The 25,574-nt window shown below is 67.8% G+C and carries 19 protein-coding genes; 11 read left to right on the top strand and 8 right to left on the bottom strand.

What is annotated here, in order from left to right; translation table 11 throughout:
* Positions 1–35 precede the first annotated feature (35 nt).
* The 6 genes from OPIT5_25390 to OPIT5_25365 form a co-directional block, all read right to left on the bottom strand.
* Positions 36–1,466 carry a type II secretory pathway, component PulK gene (locus OPIT5_25390; protein ID AHF93047.1) on the bottom strand — a complete coding sequence of 477 codons (1,431 nt, stop codon included), beginning with the start codon at positions 1,464–1,466 and terminating at the stop codon, positions 36–38.
* Positions 1,457–2,167 carry a hypothetical protein gene (locus OPIT5_25385; protein AHF93046.1) on the bottom strand — a complete coding sequence of 237 codons (711 nt, stop codon included), beginning with the start codon at positions 2,165–2,167 and terminating at the stop codon, positions 1,457–1,459. Before OPIT5_25385 ends, OPIT5_25390 begins: the two co-directional genes overlap by 10 nt.
* Positions 2,168–2,202: 35 nt before the next feature.
* Positions 2,203–2,676: an N-terminal cleavage protein gene (locus tag OPIT5_25380; GenBank protein ID AHF93045.1), complete on the bottom strand. Its 474-nt coding sequence runs from the start codon at positions 2,674–2,676 to the stop codon at positions 2,203–2,205.
* Positions 2,677–2,848: 172 nt separating this feature from the next.
* Positions 2,849–3,424 carry a hypothetical protein gene (locus OPIT5_25375; protein ID AHF93044.1) on the bottom strand — a complete coding sequence of 192 codons (576 nt, stop codon included), beginning with the start codon at positions 3,422–3,424 and terminating at the stop codon, positions 2,849–2,851.
* 51 nt (positions 3,425–3,475) lie between these two features.
* The gene (locus OPIT5_25370; protein ID AHF93043.1) at positions 3,476–3,952 is read right to left on the bottom strand and encodes a general secretion pathway protein G; all 477 of its coding nucleotides are present in this window, start codon (positions 3,950–3,952) and stop codon (positions 3,476–3,478) included.
* A 93-nt stretch (positions 3,953–4,045) separates the two neighbouring features.
* Positions 4,046–4,639: a hypothetical protein gene (locus tag OPIT5_25365; GenBank protein AHF93042.1), complete on the bottom strand. Its 594-nt coding sequence runs from the start codon at positions 4,637–4,639 to the stop codon at positions 4,046–4,048.
* Between the two features lie 185 nt (positions 4,640–4,824).
* Between OPIT5_25365 and OPIT5_25360 the strand changes: the two genes are divergently transcribed.
* Positions 4,825–5,418 carry a pseudouridine synthase gene (locus tag OPIT5_25360; GenBank protein ID AHF93041.1) on the top strand — a complete coding sequence of 198 codons (594 nt, stop codon included), beginning with the start codon at positions 4,825–4,827 and terminating at the stop codon, positions 5,416–5,418.
* Between the two features lie 145 nt (positions 5,419–5,563).
* Here OPIT5_25360 and tgt read toward each other — a convergent pair whose 3' ends face one another.
* A complete protein-coding gene (gene tgt, locus OPIT5_25355) occupies positions 5,564–6,802 on the bottom strand; it encodes a queuine tRNA-ribosyltransferase (GenBank protein ID AHF93040.1) in 1,239 nt (412 codons plus the stop codon).
* A gap of 29 nt (positions 6,803–6,831) precedes the next feature.
* Here tgt and OPIT5_25350 point away from each other — a divergent pair, with 29 nt between their 5' ends.
* The 10 genes from OPIT5_25350 to OPIT5_25305 all read left to right on the top strand — a co-directional run bounded on the left by OPIT5_25350 (position 6,832) and on the right by OPIT5_25305 (position 22,132).
* Positions 6,832–8,094 carry a hypothetical protein gene (locus OPIT5_25350; GenBank protein ID AHF93039.1) on the top strand — a complete coding sequence of 421 codons (1,263 nt, stop codon included), beginning with the start codon at positions 6,832–6,834 and terminating at the stop codon, positions 8,092–8,094.
* A gap of 11 nt (positions 8,095–8,105) precedes the next feature.
* Entirely contained in the window at positions 8,106–9,437 is a 1,332-nt protein-coding gene (locus OPIT5_25345; protein ID AHF93038.1) for a hypothetical protein, read from the top strand.
* A gap of 71 nt (positions 9,438–9,508) precedes the next feature.
* Entirely contained in the window at positions 9,509–10,492 is a 984-nt protein-coding gene (locus OPIT5_25340; GenBank protein AHF93037.1) for an ATPase AAA, read from the top strand.
* A gap of 158 nt (positions 10,493–10,650) precedes the next feature.
* Entirely contained in the window at positions 10,651–11,793 is a 1,143-nt protein-coding gene (locus tag OPIT5_25335; GenBank protein ID AHF93036.1) for a hypothetical protein, read from the top strand.
* Between the two features lie 9 nt (positions 11,794–11,802).
* Positions 11,803–13,938, top strand: coding sequence for a membrane protein (locus tag OPIT5_25330; protein AHF93035.1), 2,136 nt, complete (start codon positions 11,803–11,805; stop codon positions 13,936–13,938).
* The gene (locus OPIT5_25325; protein AHF94749.1) at positions 13,935–16,208 is read left to right on the top strand and encodes a hypothetical protein; all 2,274 of its coding nucleotides are present in this window, start codon (positions 13,935–13,937) and stop codon (positions 16,206–16,208) included. The genes OPIT5_25330 and OPIT5_25325 overlap by 4 nt, the downstream gene beginning before the upstream one ends.
* A gap of 41 nt (positions 16,209–16,249) precedes the next feature.
* Positions 16,250–19,237 carry a hypothetical protein gene (locus OPIT5_25320; GenBank protein ID AHF94748.1) on the top strand — a complete coding sequence of 996 codons (2,988 nt, stop codon included), beginning with the start codon at positions 16,250–16,252 and terminating at the stop codon, positions 19,235–19,237.
* A complete protein-coding gene (locus OPIT5_25315) occupies positions 19,234–19,956 on the top strand; it encodes a hypothetical protein (GenBank protein ID AHF93034.1) in 723 nt (240 codons plus the stop codon). Before OPIT5_25320 ends, OPIT5_25315 begins: the two co-directional genes overlap by 4 nt.
* Positions 19,956–21,401 carry a cytochrome C gene (locus OPIT5_25310; protein ID AHF93033.1) on the top strand — a complete coding sequence of 482 codons (1,446 nt, stop codon included), beginning with the start codon at positions 19,956–19,958 and terminating at the stop codon, positions 21,399–21,401. The genes OPIT5_25315 and OPIT5_25310 overlap by 1 nt, the downstream gene beginning before the upstream one ends.
* Complete coding sequence (locus OPIT5_25305) at positions 21,398–22,132, top strand: thioredoxin (GenBank protein AHF93032.1); 735 nt, start codon at positions 21,398–21,400, stop codon at positions 22,130–22,132. The genes OPIT5_25310 and OPIT5_25305 overlap by 4 nt, the downstream gene beginning before the upstream one ends.
* Before the next feature lie 27 nt (positions 22,133–22,159).
* Here the strand turns inward: OPIT5_25305 and OPIT5_25300 are convergent, their stop codons facing one another.
* Positions 22,160–25,450 carry an alpha-mannosidase gene (locus OPIT5_25300; GenBank protein ID AHF93031.1) on the bottom strand — a complete coding sequence of 1,097 codons (3,291 nt, stop codon included), beginning with the start codon at positions 25,448–25,450 and terminating at the stop codon, positions 22,160–22,162.
* Positions 25,451–25,574 lie beyond the last annotated feature (124 nt).

Below are 25,574 nucleotides of genomic sequence, written 5' to 3'. Positions count from 1 at the left end.
ACGCGGTTGGTTTGTCGGATCGGGAAAAACGGGTTTCAGGTGCGGCGGACGGAATTGACGGTTTCGGTCGCTTCGTCGTCGGACGAGGCGGGCGGCGGGCCGCTGTCTTCGTGGATTTCGAGGAGGGTGAAAGGATAGTTCAAGGCTTGCTGTTGCGTGGTCGGTCCGGGAATGACGGCGGTGGATGATACGCTGGTGCCGGAGGAAGTGCTGCCCGAGGTCTGCCGCGAGCCGGAGTTGCCGCTGCGTGACCCGGAGGACGAACCGGTCCGGTTGCCGCTCCCGGAAGTGTTTCCGGTACTGTTGTTATTGCTGGTGTTGCCGGTTGATGACGACGTGGACGCCGTACCGGTTCCCCAATATCCGATGGTTGTCGAGGAAACGGATGAAGAGGGAGCGGAAAAGGCGGCCGGCAGGCTCACGTCGCTGTCCAGGGCGACGAGCACCTGGAGACGGGTGGACGAAACGCCTTCGTGCACCGTCACCGTGATGCGGAGGCAGTGCATGGTGGCGCCAAAATACTGATAGTCGGCTACTCCCTGGACGATGGCGCCGGCTTCCTTCACGTCGCGAAAAAACGGCAGGTTCCCGGAGGCGATGCGGGTTTCGCCGGCGTTGAATTGTTGTAGCCGCGCGATCTGGGAATCATCCATGCCCGCCATGAGGAGCGAGGCGGGGCAGGCGGCGTTGATGTTGGTGTCGGAAAAACTGTAGAGCGACACGTTTTGCCGGAACGCCTCGGCGAAGGGCGTGAGCTGGCCGTTCTCGTCGTAGAGAAAATCGCGCACCACCGCGATGGCCGCAAATTCCTCCCAGGAACGCGGCGAACGTTGCGGCACCTTGTGCGGGAGTTGTTCCCGTTCGTAGACGGAGGGGACGGAGTCGAAATTGACGCCGGTGTAGTCGGCCTTCGACCAGGAAAGAAACGCGTCGGCGAAGCGCTGCGCATCGTTCTGGCGCATGTCGAGTTTCTCGCAGAGGAGGATCAGCTTGTTCTGGTCCATCTGCGGGAGCGACAGCTTGCCGCTTTCGTCCTCGAAGGTGAATTCGACCGTGACGCCCTCGCGCGGCGTCATGCCGGCATAGGTGTAAGGGTCGCCCCAGCCTTGCGCCGGCGAGTTGAGCGTGTCGCCATCGATGGCCTTGACTTCGGCGATGACGGCGAGGGCGAGTTCGAGCGCGGCGTACGCGTCGTCGCGCAGATGGAAGCGGTCGGCCTTGCGCGCGGCGAGCAGGAGATCGAGCGAACTGGATTCGATGAACTTCAGGATCATGAACGACGCCAGCAGCAGGGTGACGAGCACCACGATGATGACGGAGCCGCGCTGAGGCGGGCGCAAGCGCCCGCCAATGAAGAATGACGAATGACGAATGAAGAAGGGTCCGGCAGGCCGTGTTGAGGACACAGGCCGCGGTAGCCGGTCTTTATTCTTAATTCCTGATTCTTCGTTCTTAATTAATACCATGTGGCGCCCTCCCCTTTTGATGGCAGCGTGATCGCCGTTTCCATCTCCATCGCGTCGCGCTTGAAACGCAGGCGGATGCGCGCCGGCAATTCCCAGGCGCTGGTCGTGGTGTCTTTCCTGATCTCCTCCACGGTTTCCCAGCGTTTGAAGGTGTCGTCGTAATAATCGTAACCGATCGAAACGACGAAGGGAGACACCACCGCCTCGCGCGGAGGGTCCTCGTCGTAGCGGTCCTCCAGGCGGGATTGCCAGAGCAGGACGAGCCCGCGCCGTTCAATGACGCCGAGCGAGCAATCGACATCGGGCAGCGGACGCGCGGGCCAGCTGGCGAGACGGCCGGCGTCGCGGACGTTGTAGAGCAAACGCACGGCGGTGCCGCCGTCGGGCAACCGCACTTCGTCCACGCGCAAGCCGCTCGCGCCCGGTCCGTAAAGGGTGCCGTACAACGTCTCATCGACAAACCGCGTGACGGCCCGCGCGTGCTGGCGGAAAAGCCGTTCGTCGCTCCCCTGCCCCCAGGCCTCGGCCATGGAAAACACAAAGACATTGAGCGCCACCATCAGCGAGCCGAGCAGGGCGAGCGCCAGGACCATCTCGATGAGCGTGAAGGCGGCAATGTGGCACGGGCTTCCAGCCCGTGATGTGGCACGGGCTGGAAGCCCGTGATCCGGGAGGGACCTGCGGCGCGGAGCGCCGTCCACGGGCAGGATGCCCGTGCCACTTGGCGGGCGAGCCCTCACATCGCCCCCCTCGCCCGCTCGAGGCGCTGTTTGGCGTCGTCGCGGAGTTTTTTGCGGTCGGCTTCCTCCGACCAGGAGGGACGCAGCAGGGTGAAGGTTTCCGTCAGCTTGAGGGTTTCGTTGCTGTCGGCTTTTGGCAGTTCGGCTTCGAGGGTGGCGACAAACAGGTCGCTCACGGGAGTCGGCTCGACCGTGGCCGTCCAGCGCGCGATGCGGTCGCCGGGCAGTCTCACCTCGTCGCCCTTTTCCGCGTCATCGCGGCTGGAAACGCGCAGGAAGGCGAGGCGCACCCAGCGCATGTCGTCATCGGTCGGGTCCTCCTCGTTGATGGCGGCATTGGCCGAGATGAGATTGACGTAGGCAGCCCCGAGCGCGACGGCCGCGATGGCAAAAATCGCCAGCGCCACGAGCACCTCGATCAGCGTGAAACCGCGACGCCCGCGATACCTGGCGGACCGCGCGCCGAACATCCGGCAGCCAACATCCAGCGTCCGGCGTCGGAGACGCGGGGGGGGGAGGGAGACTGGAGATTCGATGTTCACGCGATGATACCGTTCCCGCCGGGGAGCGGGAACGGTGTTGAATGTTAATTGTTCAATGTTAAATGTTCAACGTTCGGTGTCGGGAATCCGGATACAGTAATCAGCGAGCCCCCGATGTCTCGGGGAGCGCCGCGCAGGTCCAGGGGTCGATCACGAGGACGCGGCGCTCCCGGCCGCGCTGGATCTGGACCCGGACCGGATCGCAGGTGCCGTCCGGATAAAAACGGAGGGTGGTGACGGGAGTCTCTTCCATGATGCCGCCGAGCAGGATGGCGTTCGCACCCTCGGCCTTGATCAGGCCCACCTTGACGCCATCGACGACCGGCATCGTCATTTCGTGGTTATCGCCGTAAAACCAGGTCTGGCCCTCGTCCACCGTCACAAGATCCAGCGGGGTGCTGTCCTCCACAGCTTGCATCCGCACCTTCTGGAGCAGGGAGAGCATCGCTTCCTCGGGATCCTCGTTTTGCGACGAGTTGAACAGGGCGTTGCTGCCGGTGATCATCACGCTGGTTACCAGGGCCATCAGCATGATGACCAGGAGAATCTCGATCAGCGTGAAACCGCCCGCAGGGCCGACCCGGGCGGGTGCCCTCCGGGCAACCGAGGGAGCAATCCCGCAGGATCGGAAGGCGCGCTGACGCGCGTCCGGCGGCGGGGACGCCGTCGCTCCCATGCTGCGGGGCTTGCCCCGAGGTTCTTCATTCCCGCGCAACATGCAGCCCGGTTATTCCTCCCAGTTGCCGATGTCGTCGGCCGTGTCCGGCTGCCCGTCCGGCCCCATGGAAAACACATCGTAACCCCGCGGATTTTTCGTGCCGGGATAGCGGTACTGGTAGGGACGTTTCCAGGGATCGACCGGCAGCTTGGTCGATTCGAGATAAGGTCCTTTCCAGCGCCCGGGTTTCGAGCCCGGGTCGGTAATCAGAGCCTGAAGACCTTCCTCGGTAGTCGGATAGGTGCCCATGGCAATGCGGTACTGGGTCAGCGGCGTCTTGATGGACGAGTTGACGAAGATTTTTGCCGTGGACTCGTTGGCGTCGTCAAGCGACCCGGTGATGTTGGTCAGCACCACGCCGACCAGCAGGCCGATGATGGCGATCACCACCAGAATTTCCACGAGTGTGAAACCGCGGCGCGACGCGCGGGCGGTGTTGTCGAGCGATGTGCGGAAGGACATCAGGGAGGAGGTTGGTGTTGTCATGAAGGGGAAAGAGGATCCGGGAGAGGGAGGGTGGCGTCAGGGAAAAAGCGAACGGGGAAAGAAATATCGCAGCGGGAACAGGGGATCCAGGTTCTAGTTGGCGGCGGCGGGTGTGGTCGTCGCGGGCGCCGCCTGGCCGCCACCGGCGGCGGACTGGCGGGCGGCGCGCCGTTTGGCCACTTCTTCACGGATTTTCTGGAGACGCTCGTTATCGATCTGCGGACGGGCGGTGCCAGCGGCGGCATCGTTCCCGAACGGAGGACGATTGCCCCGCGGCCGGAGGCCGGCCTGGGCGGCCGGCACCGGCGTGTTCACGATATTGGCGCGCTTCAGGGCGAGACGCACCGTGCGGCCTGCCTGCTCGACGGTGAGCGAATCGTCGTCGATATTAAATTCCTTGATGGTGATCGGGCCGGCTTCCTTTTCGTTGACCCAGCTCGATTTCTGGGTGCCCGGATCGTAGAGGCTGAAATAGCGCACGCCCTTGTCCAGGACGTAGCCCCGAAATTCCAAGGCATTGGGATCCTGGGCGGTCGGAGTGGCGGCAGGGTCCGGGGCCTTCCCGAAGGGGGAATCGTCGACGAGCGTTTGCAGGTCGATCGGCGCGCCGGGCACGATGGTCGCCGGCCCGGCGACGAACGCGAGCAGAAGAATGAAAAGCGGGCGTTGGAAGAGCGAAACAGTCACGGGAGGATTGGATGCAAAAGACCGGTAAAGTGGGTCACTGGTCGGCGACTCTGGCAATAGCAACGATTGACGCCGGCCAGGCGAGACCGGTTTCCGCAAGGTTTGCAAATCGGGGAGGAAGCATTCCCGGCCGCCCCCGCCATATGCCTTTGCCTCCGCCGGCGCCATCCGCTGCGCTGGGGCGCGTGCTTCTCGCATTCAACAAACCGTACGGTGTCCTCTCGCAATTCACCCCCGAACCGGGCTCGGCATGGCGGACGCTGGCGGAATTTGGCCTGCCGCCGGGCGTTTATCCGCTCGGGCGGCTCGATGCCGATTCCGAAGGGCTTTTGTTGCTTTCCGACGAACGTGGGCTCAACACCCGGCTGCTCGATCCCCGGCACGGTCACGATCGCGAGTACCTGGCACAGGTGGAGCGCATTCCCGACGACGCCGCGCTCGCCCGGCTGGCGGGCGGCGTCCTCATCGGCGGCGGCAAGGCCGGCGGGTACCGCACGCAGCCATGCCGGGTCCGCCGTCTGCCGGAGCCGTCCGCCCTGCCGCCGCGCGATCCGCCGGTGAGGTTTCGCAAGAATGTGCCCGATTGCTGGCTCGCGCTCGAACTGGCCGAAGGCAAAAATCGCCAGGTTCGCCGGATGACCGCCGCCATCGGCCACCCGACCTTGCGCCTCGTCCGCTGGCGGATCGGGCAACTGCGGCTCGACGATTTTATCCCCGCGCTCGCGCCGGGCGCCTGGCGCGAACTCGGACCGGAAGAGCGGCGGCGGGTATTGGCCTGACCGGAGCGGCGGCATTCCTGCCGCTGCGACGAGGCGCAACGCGCCTCGCCCTCGAGCGCCCTCGAACCGGCGACGCTTCGCGTCGTCAGCAGCGGCAGGTACCGAGGCCAAAGGCCGACAGCTTGCCATGCCGCCGCTCCCCGGGTCAACCGCGCTCCCCTGCCCCGGCCTCGTAACGCTCCACCCACGTGCGGTGCCAGGTCGCGTAGTCGCCGGCCTCGATGTGGGCCCGCGCCTGCGCGACGAGGTCGAGATAGAAATGGAGGTTGTGCAGCGTGAGCAGCGTGCAGCTCAGGATTTCGCCGGCCACGGTCAGGTGGCGCAGGTAGGCGCGCGAGAAACGCGAGGTGTAGTTGTTGACCTCCTCGCTGACCGGACGCGGGTCGGCGCGGAAACGCTCGTTGCGCAGGTTGATCGGGCCGTCGGGCGTGAAGACGAGACCGTTGCGGGCCACGCGCGAAGGCAGCACGCAGTCGAACATGTCCACGCCCAGCGCGATCATCTTCAGGATCTGCGGCGGCGTGCCGAGGCCCATCGTGTAGCGCGGTTTTTCCATCGGCAGCCAGGGCGTGGTCGCGGCGACCTGTTTCAGCATCTCCGGCTCCGGCTCGCCCACGCTGACGCCGCCGACCGCGTAGCCGGGGAAATCCAGCGCGGCCAGCGATTCCGCCGCCTCGCGCCGCAGGTCGTCGTACGTCGAACCCTGGGCGATGGCGAACACGTGGTGGCCGGCCGCGAGGAAACCGTTGTCCGTGGCGATCTGCCGGCATTGCTTCGCCCAGCGATAACTGCGCGCCACCGCTTCCGCGCACGCGGCGCGCTCGCAGGGCCAGGGCGGGCACTCGTCGATGACCATGGCGATGTCGCTGCCGAGGTTTTGCTGGATCGCCATGACCTCGCGCGGGCCGAGAAAACAGCGCGCCCCGTCGAGGTGCGACTGGAACTCCACACCGTCGTCGCGCATCTTGCGGAGCTTGGCCAGGGAGAACACCTGGAAGCCGCCGCTGTCGGTGAGGATCGGGCCGTCCCAGCCCATGAACGCGTGCAGCCCGCCGAGGTCGCGGACCAATTCGCTGCCGGGACGGAGGTTGAGGTGGTAGGTATTGCCGAGGATGATCTGCGCGCCGATCTCGTGCAGATGCGCGGGCGTGAGGGCCTTGACCGTGCCCTGCGTGCCGACGGGCATGAAGATCGGCGTCTCGATCACGCCATGACGCGTGCGCAACCGCCCGCGCCGGGCGGCGGTGGCGGCGTCGGTCTTGAGCAGGTTGAAATGCGGGACGACAGCGGCAGGAGTGGCGGAAACGGCGGACATGGCGGCGGAGCGAAAGCGAAAAAGCGCGGCGGCGGAATCCTGAAATCCGGCTTCCAAACCGCGCGACATCGTTCAGAATCCGGTTCACTCCTGCCGAGATGACGACCCCTCGCGTACGTTTCCTTTATCCGGTTTCACTCCTTGCCAACATCGGGCTTGCGGCGGTCCTCGTCTTTCTGCTTGTGGCTCGCCATTCGGCCGCCCGCCACCCGCGACACCAACCGGCACAATCGCCGGCGCCCGCCCATGCGCCCTCCCGTCCGCTCTGGCCGGAACTGTCGCCCGCCACCCTCGACGCCCTGCGCGCGCACGACCCCGCGGCCGAACGCGAGGCGCTGACGCTGGCCGGATTCCCGTCCGCCCAAATTCGCAAACACATCGCAAGCCAGGTGCGCAAAGATTACGAAAAGCGCATCGCCGCTCTCCACCCCTACGATCCGCAAGCCTGGTGGCAACAACCCCCGTGGAAACCGGAAAACTACCTCGAAGGCGACGCCCGCGACCAGGCGCGCCGCCTGAAAAAAGAAATGCGCGAGCAGATCGCGCGCGCTCTCGGCCCGCTCGGCGCGGACCCCAACCTGTTCCGGAAAAGTGAACTCGCGGCCATCCCCGAAGCCAAACGCCAAGCCGTGGCCAACCTCGAAGCCGATTACGGTGACCTGCTCGAAGACCTCGAGACCGACATGCGCGACTTCGCGCTCCCCGGCGACGCCGAACAACGCGCCCTCCTCCAGTCCGAACGCCGCCGCGAACTCGCCGCCCTCCTCACTCCCGAAGAACTGCGCGACTACGACCGCGCCAACACGACCACCGCCCTGTTCATCCACGCCGGCGCGGCCCGCATCGCCGCCACCGCCGAAGAGTTCAACCGCATCTACGAACTCTCCCGACCCTACTACGAAGAAACCCTCCGCCCCGGCGCGATTTTCGACGACAAAAAGGCCCGCGAACGCCTCAAGGAAAAGCGCGACGGCATGATCGAATTGCTCGGCGACGAACGCTACCGCCTCTTCGCCCGCGAAGAAAACTACGACTACAAGGGACTCGTCCAACTCGCCACGCGCCTCAACCTGCCCGCCGGCACGGCCGACCGCGTTTACGAACTGCGCGAACAACTCGCCGCCGCCTGCGCCCGCATCGACCAGGACACCGCGCTCGATCGCGACCGGAAACGCGCCGCCCTCGCCCGCGCCGCCGACGATCTTCGCGCCCAGGCCAAAACCCTTCTCGGCAACGAAGCCGGCCAGGCCTGGCTCGACAGCGACAGCGCATACTGGGTCAACAACGTGGCCAAGGGAGACATTCTCACCTGCGACCCCGTCACCGGCGAGATCGACGACGTGAAACGCAAATACCGATAACTCCTCCCCCCATGCCGTCACGCCCTGTCACATCTTCCCGCTCTCCGGTCACGCGCCCGCTACGCGCCATCTGCCTTTCGCTGCTTCTCAATCTCGCGCTCGCCGCCGGCTGCGTCTACCTGTATTCCAAATGGCATGACATACCGGAAAATGACCGCGCCCGCGCCGCCGCGAACGCCGTCACCGGAGCGTCCGGTCACGGAAAGGAGGATACGACTGACGCCACCGCGCCCGCGCCACCGGAACATCTGGTCGCCGCCCTCGCGCAACCCGATTCCGCCATCCTGCGCGACTACCTGCTGAAAGAAAATTTTCCGCCGGAAACGATCTGGTCGCTGGTGACTGCGCACGTGAACCGCCGTCACTCCGACCGGCTGGAAAACTACACGCTGCGTGAACCGCCCCGAACCGGGAACTGGTGGCTGACGCCACCGCAGGATCGGCTCGCCAGAAATATCGACCAGACCAGCGACCGCCTCGCCCTCGACAACGAAATCGAAGACGAACTCGACACCCTGCTCGCCGGCATCCCGCGCCCCCCTTCCCCTCCCCCCTCCCCTCAGGACCCCGCCGCCTGGCTTTCCCCCGAAAAAGCCCGGCTCGTGAAACGCATCAACGCCGACTACTCGACACCGATCGCCCGGCTCAGACTTGCAAGCGGCGGCCCCGGTGAAATCCGTTTGCCCGGCGACGACGAAAAACTCGCCCTCCTTCGCGAAGAGCAAAAACGCGACCTCGCCGCCGTTCTCACTCCCGACGAACTCGCCGAGTACGAACGCCGTTCCTCGTTCCGGACCCAACTCCACCTGTGGCATCACCTTCAGGGATTCACCGCGAGCGAGGAGGAGTTTCGCCGGATTTTTGATCTGCAAAAAACCTGCGACGACGCCTTCCCGACCTACAACTCCGGGACGCAGGCCGAACGTCAGGCCGCCGAAAAACAACTGAAGACCGATCTGCGCGCCGCGCTCGGCGACGAACGCTACGAACTCTACCAGCGCGCCGCGACCATGGACTACACACTCGCCCAGGCTGCCGCGCGCCGCCTCGCCCTTCCGGCCGGCACCGCCGAAACGCTCTACGCCTTGCGCGAACCCACCGCTGCCACCGCCCGTGCCGTGGACCGGATGGAAGGCCTCACCCTCGAAGAGAAAAAAGACGCCGTGCGCCAGATCGCCCGGGAAACCCGGCAGAAAGTGGCCGACCTCCTTGGCGAAGACGGCGCGAAAACCTATTTCGAAAAAGGCGGCATGCGCTGGCTGAAACACCTCGAAAGCGGCGGCATTCTCCGGTTCGACCAGGAAGGCGACGGCTACCGGAAAGCCAGCCTGAACGCGAAATAGCACAGCCCCGGGTGCGCCGTCCGGCCGGTTTGTCCTCGCCCCCGGCGTGCACATCCGCAAATTCTCCGCACATGAAGGACTTTGCCCCGGAAGACATTCAGGGAATTTTCCAGAAAATCCGCGACGAACTCGCCAGGGTGATCGTCGGCCAGGACCAGATCGTGCAACTCCTGCTCGTCAGCCTCTTCGCCCGCGGCCATTGCCTGCTCGTCGGCGTGCCCGGCCTCGCCAAGACGCTGCTCGTCAAGTCGCTCGCCGAATCCCTGCACCTCGCGTTCCGCCGCATCCAGTTCACGCCCGACCTCATGCCGAGCGACATCATCGGCTCCGAACTCTTGCAGGAGAAGGACCGCCGCCTGGAATTCGAGTATCAGGCCGGACCCATCTTCACCCACCTCCTCCTCGCCGACGAAATCAACCGCACCCCGCCCAAAACCCAGTCCGCCCTGCTCGAGGCCATGCAGGAACGCCGCGTCACCGTCGGCCACGAAACCCGCCAGCTTCCCGATCCCTTCCTCGTCATCGCCACGCAAAACCCCATCGAGCAGGAAGGCACCTACCCGCTTCCCGAAGCGCAGCTCGACCGCTTCATGTTTTCGCTCGCGCTCGATTACCCGACACCGGCCGAGGAAATCGAGATCGTCCGCCGCACCACGCTGGCCGCCCCCGTCGCCATCTCCCCGGTCGTCACCCGCGAACAGATCCTCGCCGCGCAACACTTCGTGCTCGCCGCGCCGGTTTCCGATCACGTCATCGACTACGCCGTGCGCCTCGCCTCCGCCACCCGTCCCCGCTCCGAAGGCGCGCCGCAGGTCACGCGCGATTTTGTCGAATGGGGCGCCGGTCCGCGCGCCTCGCAATACCTCGTCCTCGGCGCCAAGGCGCTCGCACTGCTCAAGGGCAACCTCGCCCCCGAAACCGCCGACGTCCGCGACGTCGCCACCGCCGTGCTCCCGCACCGCGTCATCACCAATTACCGCGCCACCGGGGCCGGAAAAAAATCCGTCGACATTGTCGCCGAGCTTCTGCGGACGGTTCGGGAAAACGCCTACTGATCCGTTCCCGCCAGCCGCCGCGTGCCGTCTCCCCGATGTCGTTCCCCGATCCACATCAACAGCCGCCCCCGCTGCCGCCCTCCGGCCCGCCCCCGCTGCCCGAATCGCCCGCGAACCGGCCGCAACCGCCGGCACCACCATCGCCGCCTCCCGTCCCCATGCGGCTGAAACTCCGGCCGCCGCCCGCCTTCCTCGGCGGCGTGCCCGTCGTCGCCGACAGGCCCGCCTCCGCCACCCCGCCCCCGCTGCCCCCGTCGCGCCCGCCCGACCACGGTTCCCGCCTCCGCGCCACGCCGCCCCCGCTCCCGCGCCAGTCGTCCGCCTCCGGCGCCCCGCGTTCCCTGCACCTGCGCACCCGCGCCACGATCCGGCTCAACCCCGAACCGCCCGAATCGAAGCTCCTCCGCGTCGCCGAGCTCGAACGCTTCAAAAACCTGCTCCTCTTCGCCAAGGCCACGGTCGACGGTTTTTTTGCGGGCAAACACCGTTCGCCGCACCCCGGCGCCTCGGCCGAGTTTCGCGATTATAAAAACTACGTCGCGGGCGATTCCGTCGAGCATCTCGACTGGCGCGCCTGGGGCCGCACCCGGCGTCTCTTCGTCCGCCGTTACGAGGACGAGACCGACATGGCCGCCTGGCTCCTCGTGGACACCAGCGCCTCGATGAACTACGCCGGCCCCGGCCGCCCGCCCAAATACGAACACGCCGCCCGCATCGCCGCCGCCCTCGCCTGGCTCATGCTCAGGCAGGGCGACAAGGCCGCGCTCGGTCTTTTTTCCGACCACCTCGGGACCTTTATTCCGCCCGGCGGCACCCGCCGCCACCTCCACGAAATCGTCTCCACGCTCGAACGCGTGCTCCCGGCCTCCACCACCGGCCTCGCGCCCTCGCTCGAACAGGCCGCCTCCGTATTCAAAAAACGGGGACGCCTCGTCGTGCTCTCCGATTTCCTCGCCGAGCCCGCCCCCGTGTTCGACGCGCTCGGCCAGTTTCTGCACCGCGGTTTCCAGGTGCTCCTCCTGCAAATCCTCGATCCCGACGAACTCGACCTGCCCGACCACAGCGCCGCCCGCTACGTGGACATGGAGAACGGCCAGGCGCTCGAAATCGACACCGCCGACATCCGCGCCGATTACCGGATAAAAATCCGGTCCGCGATCGACACGCTCGCCGCCGAAGCCGCCGCCCGCGGCATCGAACACCAGCTCGTCAACACCCGCGATCCCTACACCGGCGCGCTCGAAGCCTGGCTCGGTTTCCGCGCCCGCACCGCCGCCCCCGCCTCCGGCCGCCGCCGCTGAGTTTCCCCGATGCACTTCCTCAACACCGCCCTCCTCGCCGCGCTCGTCCCGCTGCTCGCGCTGCCGGTGCTGATCCATTTTCTCAACAAGCGCTTCCCGCAACGTTTCCTCTTCCCGACCCTCGAGCACCTCCGCAAGACCGCCGCCGAACGCTCCCGCATCCACCGCTGGCGGCACCGTCTCCTCACCCTCGTCCGCACGCTGTTCCTGCTGCTCCTCCTCGCCGCCTTCCTGAAGCCCGTCCTCGACCGCTTCGGCGGCGGCGCCGGCGCGGATGCCGGCGACTCCCGCCGCGTCCTCATCCTCGTTGACCACTCCCTCAGCATGGAGCACAGCCGGGCCGGCGCCACCGCCCGCCAGCGCGCCGCCATCGAAGCCGGCAAGATCATCTCCACGCTCGGCCCCGACGACGAACTCAACGTCATCGCCGTCGGCCAGGCCCCCGCCATGTGCTTCAGCGTGTTCTCGCGCAACCATCCCGACGCCCTCCGCTTTCTCAACGCTCTCCCGCCCGGCTACACCCGCGCCGATTTCACCGCGGCCAACCTCCTCGCCGCGCGCCTCGTCGACACCTCGCCCGCCACCGCCGCCCCCCCCTCTCCTTCGGCTGCCTCCGCCCGGGCCGAAATCTACTACCTCTCCGACTTCCGCCGCCGCGACTGGGCGCAGGTCGATTTCCTCCCGCTTGCGGGACGCGCCCGCCTGTACTTCACCGACGTGGGCGCCCCCGACGCCGCCAACCGCGCCATCCTCGACGTCTCCCTCCCGCAGGTCCGCGCCCTCGCCGGCGACATCGTGCCGCTCGAAATCACCGTCGGCAACTTCTCCGACGCCCCGCTCCGCGACACCCTCACGATCCGCATCGACAACAACCAGCTCCTCCAGCACGAGGTCGAAGCCGCCCCCTGGTCGTCCGCCCGCGTCAGCGTTCCCGTCCCCGCCACCTCGCCCGGCCTCCACCTCTGCGAAGTCTCGCTCCCGCCCGATGCCCTCGCCGCCGACGACCGCCACGTCGTCACCCTTTCCGTCCTCGAAAAAGAGGAAATCCTCACCCTCTCCGCCAACGCCGACCCCGCCGCCGATCCCGTCCGTTTTCTCCACGCCGCGCTCAACCCCTGGCCCGGCCAGGCCGGCTCGCTCCTCCCCCGGCATCACGACACCTTCTCGCTCGATGCCGCCGCCCTCGCCGGCGCCAGAAAAATCTTCATCACCCGCGCCGGCCCTCTCTCCGACACCGCCGCCGCCGCGCTCGCGAAGCTTCTCTTTCACGGCAGCGGCATCGTCTGGTTTCTCGATGCCGACTCCGATGCCGACAACCTCGCCCGCCTCGGGCAACACCTCGACGGCGTCACCCTCCCCATCACGCTCGGCCCGCTCCGCAAACTGGAATCCATCGGCGAAGACGCGCAACAGGTCGCCACCGGCGATTTCAAATCCCCCTTCCTCCACCTCTTCCGCGGCACGCTCCGCCAGGACCTGGCGCTTCTCGAATTTTACGATTTCCACACGGCCAGCGCCACCGGCTCCGGCCGCATCCTGCTGCGCTTTGCCGACGAAACCCCGGCCATGGCTTCCCTCGAATACGGCCTCGGCACACTCGTGCTGATGAATTTTTCCGTCAGCGAATTTTCCGGCAACCTCGCCCGCCAGCGCATCTTTCCCGCGTGGGTGCAGGATCTCGTCAGGCAACTCGACACCGCCGAGCCGCCTCCCCTGTCCTTCACCGCCGGCCAGCCCGTGCAGGGCGAGATCTGGCGCGCCGACCTCCGCGCCGGTCCGGTCAAGGATCCGTCCGGCCGCACCGTCGAGGTCCGCCAGGAACCGCTCGGCGAACGCTCCGCCATCACCTTCACCGCCACCGAACCCGGTTTCTACACACTCGCCGCTGCCGGCAGCACCCGCCTCCGCACCGCCTTCGCCGTCAACCCCGACACCGCCGAATCCGACCTGCGCCCCGTGGACAAGGCCCACCTCCCCGCCCAGCTCGCCGAAGGCCAGCAGGCCGCCCTGATCGAAGGCCAGAGCGACTACGACGAAGTCGCCCGCGGCCGCCCCGTCTGGCAGTGGTTCCTCCTCACCGCGCTCGCCTTCCTCGTCATCGAGATGGCGCTGCAACTGTTCGTCGCCCGGAGGCCCGCCCGATGAACGCTTCCGTTTTTCCCCTCGCCCTCGCCGCGGCCTCCCCCGTCTCCGGCATTGTCCTCGACCCGCTCTTCCCGGTCCCGTTCGTGCTCCTGCTCGCGCTCATCCTCGGCGCCCTCGCGCTCTGGACGTGGTGGCGCACCGCCCGCCGGCTCGCCCGGCGGCACCGCGCCGCCCTCGCCCTCCTGCGCCTCGCCGCCATCGCGCTCGTGCTCGTGCTCCTGTTGCAGCCCTCGCGCATCGAAACGCTCCCCGCCGCCGCCCGCGAGCGCGTCACGCTCATCGCCATCGACGACTCCCGCAGCATGCGCCAGCGCGATGCCGGCCGGCTCGCCCGCCTCGACGCCGCCCGCAACCTTCTCGCCGACGCCGGCCTCCTCCCCCCTGCCGCCGTCTCGCCCGATATCCGCTTCTTCCGCTTCGGCGACTCCGCCAGCCCGCTCTCGCCCGCCGACATCGCCGACCTCCGCCCTGACTCGCCCGACACCCGTTTTCACGAATCCATCCGCCATATCCTCGACACCCTCGCCCCCGGCGAAGGCGCGCACGCCCTCTTCCTCCTCACCGACGGCCACGACCACGAACTCGTCAACCCCGCGCAGACCGCCCTCCTCGCCCGCAACCGCCAGGTGCCCGTCCACGCCGTGCCCTTCGGCAGCGACGGCATCGTGCGCGACGTCTCCGTCCGCGTCGTTTCGTATCAACCCTATCATTACATCCGCCAGAGCGTCCGCCTCACCGCCTCCGTCCGCCCGCTCGGCTGCCCTTACGAAACGCTCGACGTCGCCCTCCTGCGCGAAGGCGTCGAGGTCGAGCGCCGCGAGGTCGTCGTGCGCGACGAGGCGCAGGTGCCCGTCACCTTCGAGTTCAGCGAACCCGAGGCCGGCCAGTTCGAGTACGAAATCCGCATCGCCCCGCTCCCCGGCGAGGCCAATCCGGGCAACAACTCCGCCGTCAGCTACGTCAATATCATCGACAAGAAAATCCGCGTCCTTCTCCTCGAAGGCCAGCCGTACTGGGACACCACCTTCCTGCTCCGCTCCCTGCGCCGCAACGACAAGCTCGATGTCGACAGCGCCGTCGCCTACGCCCCCGGCCGTATCCGCGTCAATCGCACGACCGAAGACTCCCCGCGCTTCGAAATGCCCCGCACCGCGTCCGACTGGAACGGATACGATCTCGTCATCCTCGGCCGCGCCGTGGACAAGATCCTTTCGCCCGACCAGATCGGCGAACTCGCCAGGTGCGTGCAGGATCTCGGCGGCGCCGTCGTCTTTGCCCGGGCCGATGCCTTTGCCGGCGGCGATGCCGACCGCAACCTGCAACCCGTGTCCTGGGGCGACCTCGTCCGCCAGCCGGCCCCGCTCAGGGTGGGCCGCGAAGGGCAAAACCTCGCCCCCTTCCGCCTCCTCGCCGACGCCTCCTCCCGCGCCGAGGAGCTTCCCGATCTCATCGGCGGTTATGCGGCCGGCGAAAAAAAATCTCTCGCCACCACGCTCGCCGGCCTCGACGAACCCGGCGCCTTCCCCGCCATGATCCACCGCCGCCAGGGGGTCGGCCAGGTGCTCGCCATCGGCGTGGACGGACTCTGGCGCTGGGCCTTCAACGCCAAGGTCGAGAGCGCCAACACCGTCTTCGACCGTTTCTGGGACCAGACCGTGCTCTGGCTCATGGGTGGCCGCGACGCCCTGCCCAACTCGCCATACACCTTCCGGGGCGACACCGCCAACGTCCTTCTCGGCGAAAAGATCCGTTTCCGCGTCATCCCCCGCGATTCGCTGCGCCCGCTTCCGGCGGTGCCGGTCATCATCCGGCGCGACGGCAGCGAAGTCGCCCGCCTTACCGCCACGCCGCCCGCCGCCGCTTCTGTGTCCGGCGCAGGCATCGCCGATATTGCCGAGACCGCCGGCATCAATCTCCGCCTCGCCGCCGACTACGTCCCCGTGGCGACCGGCCGTCACACCGCCGAGGCCACGCTGCCCGACGGCTCCACGCAGACCGTGCGATTCATCGTGTTCGACGACAACCTGGAGGAAACCGAAGTCGCCGCCGACCTCGCCTGGCTGCGCCGCCTCTGCGAAGGCAGCGGTGGCCGCCTCCTCCGGCCCGAGGAATTTGCCAAAACCCTCGCCGCCGTCTCCGCGCCCGCGACTGACGCCGACACGCCGCGCACCCGCACCGTCACGATCTGGGACCGCGCCTGGCTGGCCTGGCTCATCGCCGCCCTCTTCGCCCTCGAATGGTGGCTCCGCCGCCGCCTCGGTCTTTGCTGACTTTTTCCCGAACTGCCCGATCATCCCTCCACCTGCCGCCGATGCCTGCCTCCCGCGAAGTCCAGTCCCTCCTCGACCGCCTCTCCGCGGCCGATCGCGCGTGGCAGATCGAGAAAGCCCGCACCTGGTGGTGGCGCGCCTGCCCGTGGCTCCTCGTCGCCGCACTCGCCGGCGTGGCGGCCGACGCCTTTTTCCAGCTCGGCTCCGCCGCCCGTCTCGCCTGCGACCTCGCCGGCCTTGCCGCGCTCGCCGCCCTCGTCCTCCTCCGCCACCACATCGGCCGCGTCCGCCGCAATCCCCCCGAGCGCACCGCCCGCCACCTCGAACAGCGCGACCCCGCCCTCGGCTCCCGCCTCATCAACGCCCTCCAGCTCGCCGACACTGCCCGCGACCCCGCGCTCCCGCCCCTCACCCGTGACCTCTCCTCCGCCGCTGTCGGCCGCTACGATGCCGAACTCGCCGGGATCGACCTCCCCGCCCTCGCGCCCACCGGCGAACCGCTCCGCCACCGCCGCCGCGCCCTCTTCGCGCTCGCCGGCTTCATCGTCCTGGTCATCGCCTTTTTCCCGGTCACCCGCATGGTGCTGCCACGCTTCCTCGCCCCCTGGAGCGACCACCCGCCCTATGCCTTCACCCGCCTCGAACTCGCCGAGCCGGGCGAGACCGGCGCCGAAGTCGTCTATGGCGGCAAACTTCCCGTCACCGTCACCTGGTCCGGACACGAACCGCGCGAACTCTTCCTCACCGCGCACCCGCCCGGCCGCCCCGATGCCGCCGTCACGCTCCCGATGATCCGCCACGGCGCGAGCTTCACCCAGGACGTCGCCGACATCCGCACCGACCTCGTGCTCCTCGCCCACGACAAACGCCGCCTCGCCCGCAGCCGCGAACGCCAGGTGCGCGTCATCCTCACCCCGCGCTTCGACAAGGCCTTTCTCAAAATCACCCCGCCCGCCTACACCGGCCTGAAAAGCCGGGAAACCCCCTTCGCCTTCAAGTCCACCAGCGCCCTCGCCGGCAGCGAACTCGCCTTCCGTATCGTATCCAACCGACCGCTACACCATGCCGCTGTCGGGATTCTCCGCGACACGCCCCTCGCCCCCGGAGCGGAAGCGTCCCCGGTCGAAAATCCGGAACCGGAAATCGAAAATTCACCGACCCTCACCCTCGCCGCCGACGGCAATACCGCCGCCGGCTCGCTCGTCCTCGATGGCGACATGCGTCTCCGCTTCCGCCTGTACGACATCGACGGCATCCCTTCCGACGCGCAGCCCGAAGTCATTTTCAACGTCACCCACGACCTTCCCCCGCAGGTCCGCGTCGTCGCGCCCGACCGCGACGGCTACGTCAGCATCGCCTACCGGCTCATCGCCAAATTCGAGGCCGCCGACGACTACGGCGTCCGCTCCCTTCGCATCCACCGCGGGCTCAACGGCGTTTTTTCCTCTCCGCTCGCCACCCGCTACGACGACATCCGCCGCGAGGCCGCCGAAAATTTCCCGATCGATTTCGCCACCCTCGGCGTCCGCCCCGGCGACCGCGTCAGTTTCTTCGCCGAAGCCATCGACACCGCCCCCGATCCCCACCTCGCCACCAGCCGCACCGTCACGCTCACCGTCATCAGCGAAGAGGATTACAACGACATCCTCCGCGAGCAGACCGATATCCGCGACCTCGCCGACAAATACCAGGCCCTCGTCAACGAGTTCAAGGACCTGCGCCAGGAACAGCTCGCCCTCGCCGCCGCCATGGAGCAGCTCCGCGAAAAGGCCGCCGGCATGGACCCCGCCGCCCGCGCCGCCGCCTTCGACGAACTCGCCGCCCGGCAAAACGCCCTCAACCAGCGCCTCGAACAACTCGCCGCGCGCATGGAAAAATTCGTCCGCGACAAACCTCTCTACGACTTCGAGCACGAACTCCAGGAAGAACTCGACCGGCAGGCCGCCGCCATCCGCGAATCCACCCGCCTGAACCGCACCGCGCTCGACGCGCTCTCCTCCGCGTCTTCGGAATCCGGCGATGCCGCCGCCGCCTCCGCTCCCGATGCCGCCACCTTCGAAAAGATGCAAACGGAAGCGCTGGCCCAAGCCGAACGCCTCGGCGCCGGTTCCGAAAAAATGGAGCAGCAGGTGCGCCGCCCCCTCGCCGATCTCGCCCGCCTCCACGATCTGGTCAAGGACATCGGCCTGTTCGAGCGCGCCCACGCCGCCCAGGCCGAACTCGCCGAACTGGCCCGCGCCTACGAGAAACGCGGTCCCCTCAGCCGCGAGGACCAGCTCGCCCTCAAGAACATCGCCGCGAAGCAGCAGGCCGTCGCCGAAGTCCTCGACCTGCTCCCCGACCGGCTCCGCCGCCACGCCGACGCCGCTTCGGAAAAATTCCCCAAAGCCTCCGGAAGCGCCCGCGCCCTCGCCGACGCCATCGAACAGAACCGCCTCTCCACCCTCGGCCAGACGTCCACCAGCCGCATGCTCGCCGGCGACGGCGAGGGCAGCGCCCTCCTCTCGCGCCGCCTCGAAGAGGAGATGGCCGCACTCATGGGCCAGTGCAACGCGTGCGGCGGCGACGCGGCCGACGCCCTCGACCAGTACCTGCGCCCCACGTTCGGCTCCGGCCGGACCGCCCGCGCCTCGTTCGAACAGATGCGCAAGAGCCGCAAACTCACCATGCCCGGCGGCGCCTTCGCCGGCCTCGGCAACGCGCAGGCGCAGGGCGACGGCAGCGGCGGCGGTTACTCCATCGCGGCTGACAACACGCTTCCGCCCGTCCTCGGCAACGAACCCGCCGCCACCGGCGACGCCGCCAGGGAATCCCCGTACTCCGGCGACGGCAACCACCCCGCCCCGCCCGGCGCCGGCGCATCCCCGGCATTGCCAACCGGCGACGCCAGCATCATGAAGAACCTCAACCCGACCGACCGCCAGTCCGACGCCATCCCCTCCGAAAGCACCGTCGAGGAATACCGCGAACTGGTGGAAGAATATTTCCGCGCCATCACCACCACACCCGAACCCGCCTCCGCACCATGAACCGTTCCCGCACCGTTTTCCCCTTTCGCCCGGTTCTCCTCCTGACCGGCCTCGCCGTCGCCCTGTTCTCCGCCACTCCCCCGCTTCGCGCGGCAAAAACCGAGGAAATCCACACGCCCACCGTCGCCCCGCTCGAACCCGGCCGCATCGCCTGCGGCAACCTCATCTACGCCGGCAACCGCAGCTCCGTGTGCTTCGCCGACAAGTTTCTCGGCGACGTCGCCAAGGAAACCACGCTCGAAACCGAAAAAAAATTCCGCTTCGTCCGCCTCGATTCCGACACCGTGTTCGACCTCCCCTTCTGCGTGTTCTCCGGCGAAGGCTCGTTCACCCTCACCGACCGCGAGCGCCGGAACCTCCGCCAGTATCTCCTCAACGGCGGCTTCCTCCTCTCCAGCCCGAGCTGTTCCAACGCCGACTGGGACGCCTCCCTGCGCAAGGAGATCGCCCTCGCCATGCCCGAATACCCCTTCACGAAAATCCCGATGACGCACCCCGTCTTCGGCGTCCTCAACCAGATCACCGCGCTCACCTGCAAGGAGGGCAACACCGCCATGCTCGAAGGCATGGAAGTCAACGGCCGCCTCGTCATGATCCACTCGAAGGAAGGCCTCAACGACGTCGGCAACGCCAAGGGCTGCTGCTGTTGCGGCGGCAACGAGATCCGCCAGTCCGCCGCCGTCAACGTCAACATCCTCGTCTACGCGCTGCTCTACTGATGCGCCCGCCGGTTTTCCCCGTATTCCTGATGGCCCTGCTGGCCGCCGCGCTCCTGCCGGCCTGCCGTCGCGATACGTTGACCGGCACCCGCGCCGTGCCCGCCGCCTCCCCGTCCGACGCCGCCGCTCCCGCCCGCCCGAAAGGCCGGACGGCCTTCACCCTCTTTTTCACTTCGCAAAACCACGGCCGCCTCACGCCCTGCGGCTGCTTCACCGGCCAGTTCGGCGGCATCTCCCGGCTCAGGACCGCCCTCGGCGACACCGGCTGGCTCGCCGGCGCCCGCCCTTTCGGCCTCGATGCCGGCGACGCGCTCGAAGGCCCCGAGGACTATCACCTGCTCAAGTACAAACAGGTCGTCGCCGCGTATTCGGAAATGGGTTACGCCGCCCTCAACGCCGGCTCCACCGAAGCCGCGCTTCCCGCTTCCACCCTCCAGTGGCTCGCCCGCCAGTCGCCGGTTCCCCTCGTCAGCGCCAACCTCCTCGACGCCGCCACCCGCCGGCCCGCTCTGCCCCCCTTCACCGTCATCCGGCGCAACGGCTACCGCATCGGCATCGCCGGCGTCGTCGATCCCCGGCTCGTGCGCGACACCCTCGGCGAGGGACTCGAGGCCGAGCCTGTCGACACCGCGCTCGCCCGCATCCTCCCCGACCTGAAAAAAGACGCCGACGTTCTCATCCTCCTCGCCTTCACCGACGAGGTGACGCTCGCCGCGCTCGCGCGCCGGTTTTACGAATTCCGCGTCATCCTCGGCGGCAAGGTCAGCCAGCCCGCGCAGGAACTCGTCGAGGAAAACCGCAGCCTCGTCTACTACACCGGCAACGAGTCCAAATCCTTCGGCGCCCTCGAACTCGTGGCCGCCGCCGGCTCCGCCGACCTGCTTCCCGGCCGCCACGAGATGGCCCTCCTCCACGACCGCTACGAACAACACCCCTCCATCCTCCTCCTCGACGCCGCCTACCGCCGCGAAGTCCGCGCGGCTCATCTCCGGCTCGACAGCCACGCCCACAACGAGGAGAGCCAGATTCCCGGCGTGCGCGCCGCCGCCACCTACACCGGCAGCGCCGCCTGCATCACCTGCCACCCCTCGGCCGGAGAAGCCTGGAAACGCAGCCTGCACGCGCACGCCTTCGAGACGCTCGTCCGCCGCGATGCCGACGCCGATCCCTCCTGCATCGGCTGCCACACCGTCGGTTTCGGCACACCTTCCGGCTACAACCGCCTCCTCCGCCAGCCCGAATTCACCGCGGTCGGCTGCGAAAGCTGCCACGGCCCCGGCAGCCGCCACGTTGCCCAGCGCCAGTTCGGCGGCCCCGCCACCTTCCGCTTCCGTCCGCTCGCCACCGGCGATTGCATGAAATGCCACCACGGGGAATTCAGCCGGCCCTTCGACTGGGACACGTTCTGGCCTCTCGTCCGCCACGGCAAGGAACCGCAGACATGAAACACCTCCTCTCCGCCGCCCTCCTCCTTGTCGCCGTCGCCGCTCCGGCCGCTCTCCGCGCCGGCGACTGGCTGACCGTGCCGCCGGCCTTTTCCGGCGACGCTCCACTTTCCGGCCGGCCCCTGCTGCTCTACTTCACCGCCGACTGGTGCGGTTTCTGCAAGCAGATGGACCGCACCACCCTCGCCGACGTCGCCATCGAAAAACGCCTCGCCGCCCTCACCCGTCACAAACTCGACTTCGACACCCGGCGCGCGCTCGCCACCCGTTTCCAGGTCAGCGGCATCCCCGCCTTTCTCCTCGTCAACGAACGCGGCGAGGTGCTCGCCACGCTTTCCGGCGCGCAACCCGCCGAGCCTTTTTCCCGTTTTCTGGAAAAAGGCGAAAAGCTCGCCGCCGAGGCCGTCAAGATCGCGCAGCGCCAGCAAGAGGAACTCGCCTGGCTGGCCGAAACCCTGACGAAAAACCCCGACGCGCAACTCCGCCACGCCGCCCGCGAACGCCTCCTCGAAATCGCCGCCCGCGCCACCGGCCGGCCGGCCACGTTTGCCCGGGAAAAACTCTCCGCGCTTCTCGACGCCGATCCCGCCGCATTCGACGACGCCCTGCACCATCCCGACCTCGCCATCCGCATCACCATCGGAAACCTCCTCCGCGAAAAACGCGGCGGGCATTTCAGCTACGATCCCTGGCGACCGGCCGCCGCGTCACCGGGCGACGACGCCCGGTGATTTTCCGCGACCGCCAGCCCGGCGTCGCTATTCCCCGCCGGCTGGCGTCCAGCGCAGCGTCCGGATTTCGAACCCGGCAAATGCCAGCGCCAGGCGCCCGCCGGCCGACGTCAGCGGCACGGCTTCCGTCAGCGGCGCCTCGCGCAGGTCGCATGCTTCCCATGCGCCGGCGCCGGGAGCATCCGGCGCGGCCAGCCAGGTCGTCACGTCGTCACTGGTCACATTGACCAACCGCAACACCCAACCGCGGCCATCCTCGGCCCGCTTGATCGCCGCCAGCTCGATGGCCGGCGAATCGCAGACAAGTGGCGCGGACGTCCCGCCCGCGTAGCCGGAGCGGCGGCATGGCAAGCTGTCGGCCTTTGGCCTCGGTACCTGCCGCTGCGACGAGGCGCCACGCGCCTCGCCCTTTGCCGTTGCGAGCCGCGAATCTCCCGAACCTAGCGACGCTTCGCGTCGTCGCAGCGGTCCGGAGACCGCCGCTCCTTCCTCGCCTCCGATCACCGCCAGCGGCGTGTTGAACGCGCGGGCCGCCGCCGTCAGCGCCGCCGCGTCGCAACCGCCCGCATGCGGACGCAACGCATAACGGAAGACGTGCGTCTCCAGATCCGTGTAATCCATCCCGTCGCCGCCGTCCGCGGAAACGTCGTCCTTGCCGATCAGCGCCGTGCCCGGATGCGGCACGCTGCGCAGCAGGCACATGTCGATCGTGTGTCCCTTGACGCGGAACCCGTGCTTGCAGTCGTTGAGCAGCGCCACGCCGTAATCGGTCTCCGAAAGATCGACCCATTGCAACGCCGCCACCTCGATCTGCGCGCGCTGCGCCAGCGTGTCCTCGCGCGTGCTGCGGCGGATGTGGCCGAAGGGAATCTCGAAACTCGCCTCGTCCGCCGTCACCGCCACGGGGAAACGCACGCGCAGCATCGTCGCCTTGTCCCGCCAGTCGGCTTCGGTCTCGAACACGATCTGCTCCGCGCCGGCAAACAGCCGGATCGTCTGGCGAATCTCCGATTTCCCGACCGTCCACACCTGCGTGCGCACGGCGCAGGGTCCGTCGGTGAAGGTCGCCGATTCGCGCAACACCGGCCGCGCCAGGTGCCGGCGCAGGTAGCCCCACACGTCTTTTTTCTCGTGGTCGGTCTCGAAGTCCCATGCGTCGCCCGTGTCGGCGATCACCACAAAATCGTTGCCTGCCTCGCCCGCCGCCAGCACCTCGCGCCCGCCCGCCCGCTTGTCGCGGATCGAGGCGAGGGCGCCGTCGGCAGCGAACGTGACGGCAAAGTTTTCGTTTTCCAGCCGGTTGCCGTCGGCGATGACCGGGGCCGCAGGCTCTTCCGCTCCGGCCGCCGGCGCGGTATCGACCACCGCCATGCCGAGCGCCGGCACGCGGACGCGCCGCCATTCGCCGCCGAGCGACAGCCATTCGTCGCGCGGCCAGGAAAGCGAATTGAATGCCACCACCCGCGTTTCGCCGGCAGCCTGCGCCGCCGCGACGGCCGCGTAATGGCGCCGCGTCATCTCCGCCAGTTCGCCGAGAATCGCCTCGTAGCGGGCGTTGCACTCCGTATAAACGCGCCGGATCGACGAACCGGGCAGGATGTCGTGAAACTGGTACAGCAGCACTTCCTTCCAGAGCCGGTCGAGCGCCGCCGCCGGCCACGCCGCGCCCGCGTAACGGCTCGCCAGATACGCCGCCCATTCGGCTTCGCGGAGGGCGATCTCGGCGCGGCGGTTGTTGCGCTTCACCTGGGCCTGCGTCGTGAGCGTGCCCTGGTGGCGCTCCAGATAAAGCTCGCCGCGCCACACCGGGAATTTTTCCGCATCGCGGCTCCACGTTTCGAAAAACGCCTCCGCCTTTTCGATCCGCACTGCCGGCAATCCCGGCAATGCCGGCGCGCGCCGCAGGCGCTCCAGGTGCTCCGCATCCGGTCCGCCGCCGCCGTCGCCGATACCGAAGGCCATCAGCGCGTGGTCCGAAACGGCGCGCTCCGCGTACTCGTCGGCGATCTTCCGCAACGAACGCGGCGCGGCGGGGCCGTTGTAGGTTTCCTCCGGCAGCATGTGCGTGAGGAGGCGCGTGCCGTCGATGCCCTCCCAGTGAAACGAGTGGTGGCCGAAACGGTTGACCACGTTCCACGAGAGCTTCTGTGTCATGAAATAGCGGTGACCGCTTTTTTTCAGGATCTGCGGCAGTTGTCCGTGATAGCCGAATACGTCAGGCTCCCAGCAGACGTCCGACTCCGTGCCGAACTCCTCGCGGAAAAACCGCGCCCCGACCAGAATCTGGCGGACGAACGCCTCGCCCGACGGCATGTTGCAATCCGGCTCCACCCAGAACGTGCCCTGCGCCTCGATCCGCCCGGCGCGAACGGCATCACGGATTTTCGAATACAGCTCGGGGTAATGCTCCTTCAGCCACGCGTAGAGCTGCGGCTGGCTGAATCCGAAAACGTACTCCGGGTAACGTTCCTGGTTGTAGAGTGCGGTGGCGAACGTCCGGGCGCCCTTGCGGATCGTCTCGCGGATCGGCCAGAGCCATGCGAGGTCGAGGTGCGCGTGCCCGATGCCATGGACGACAAGCGCCGGTTTTGTGTTCGCGTTCGCCGCCGCATCGAACCACGGCCGCAGCCGCGCCCGCGCGCGCTCCACGCCGTCCGCATCGGGTGTTTCGCCGCCCGCGGGCCAGTCGGCCGCCAGCACCGCGAAATCGCCGCGCAGCCGCCGCGCCTCGTCGCTCGCGGCCGGCAACGTGAACAGCCAGTCGCGCAGCGTCTCCAGATCGTAATAAAGCTGGCGCACGTCCTCGCGGCAGGTGGCCAGTTCGGCCAGCGCGATGCGGCCGCCGTCCTTCACTGCTCCGAAAAGATCGTTGAACGCGGCGTCGCCCCAAAATTCGACCGCGCCGCCAGCGCGAACGACGCCGGGCGGCAGCCGCCACGCCGTCTTGCCGGGGCCGCCCAGCCTGGGGTCGAAGGTGGATTTCACGCAGGTGAGGCCGCGCACCGGCGTGCCGGCTTCATCGACGAGGCACAGTTCGCCGTTGATGTCGATGCGCGCCACGAGCTCCGCGCCCGCGTGCTCCGGCAGCACGACGGCCCGGAAACGCATCCAGGCGCAGTCGAAAAGGTTTTTTCCCCATCCCCGGCAATCGCCGGGACGCAGGGCCAGTTGCGTGCCCGACTCGCGGTTGGCAAACGCCACCGGCTCGGCCGTGCGCCAGGCGGTTATTTCCAGCGGCGCCACCGTCCGGTAAACGGCGTCGCGCACCCGGAGCACCAGGTCGGCAATCAGGTCGTCGGTGATTTCGTCGAAGTCCACGCTCATGGATTGGGATCGGATATAAAAGGCGGGACACTCGCCCGCCGTCACGATGGCGGCAAACCGGATTATTTCCCGCCCGGCGAAAAGATTTTTGATGCAGGACACGTCCAGCAGGCCGGAT

This window comes from Opitutaceae bacterium TAV5 (assembly GCA_000242935.3).
Taxonomy (GTDB): domain Bacteria; phylum Verrucomicrobiota; class Verrucomicrobiia; order Opitutales; family Opitutaceae; genus Geminisphaera.
The sequence above is the reverse complement of the archived record's forward strand: the minus strand, read 5'-3'. Positions and strand labels throughout refer to the sequence as shown.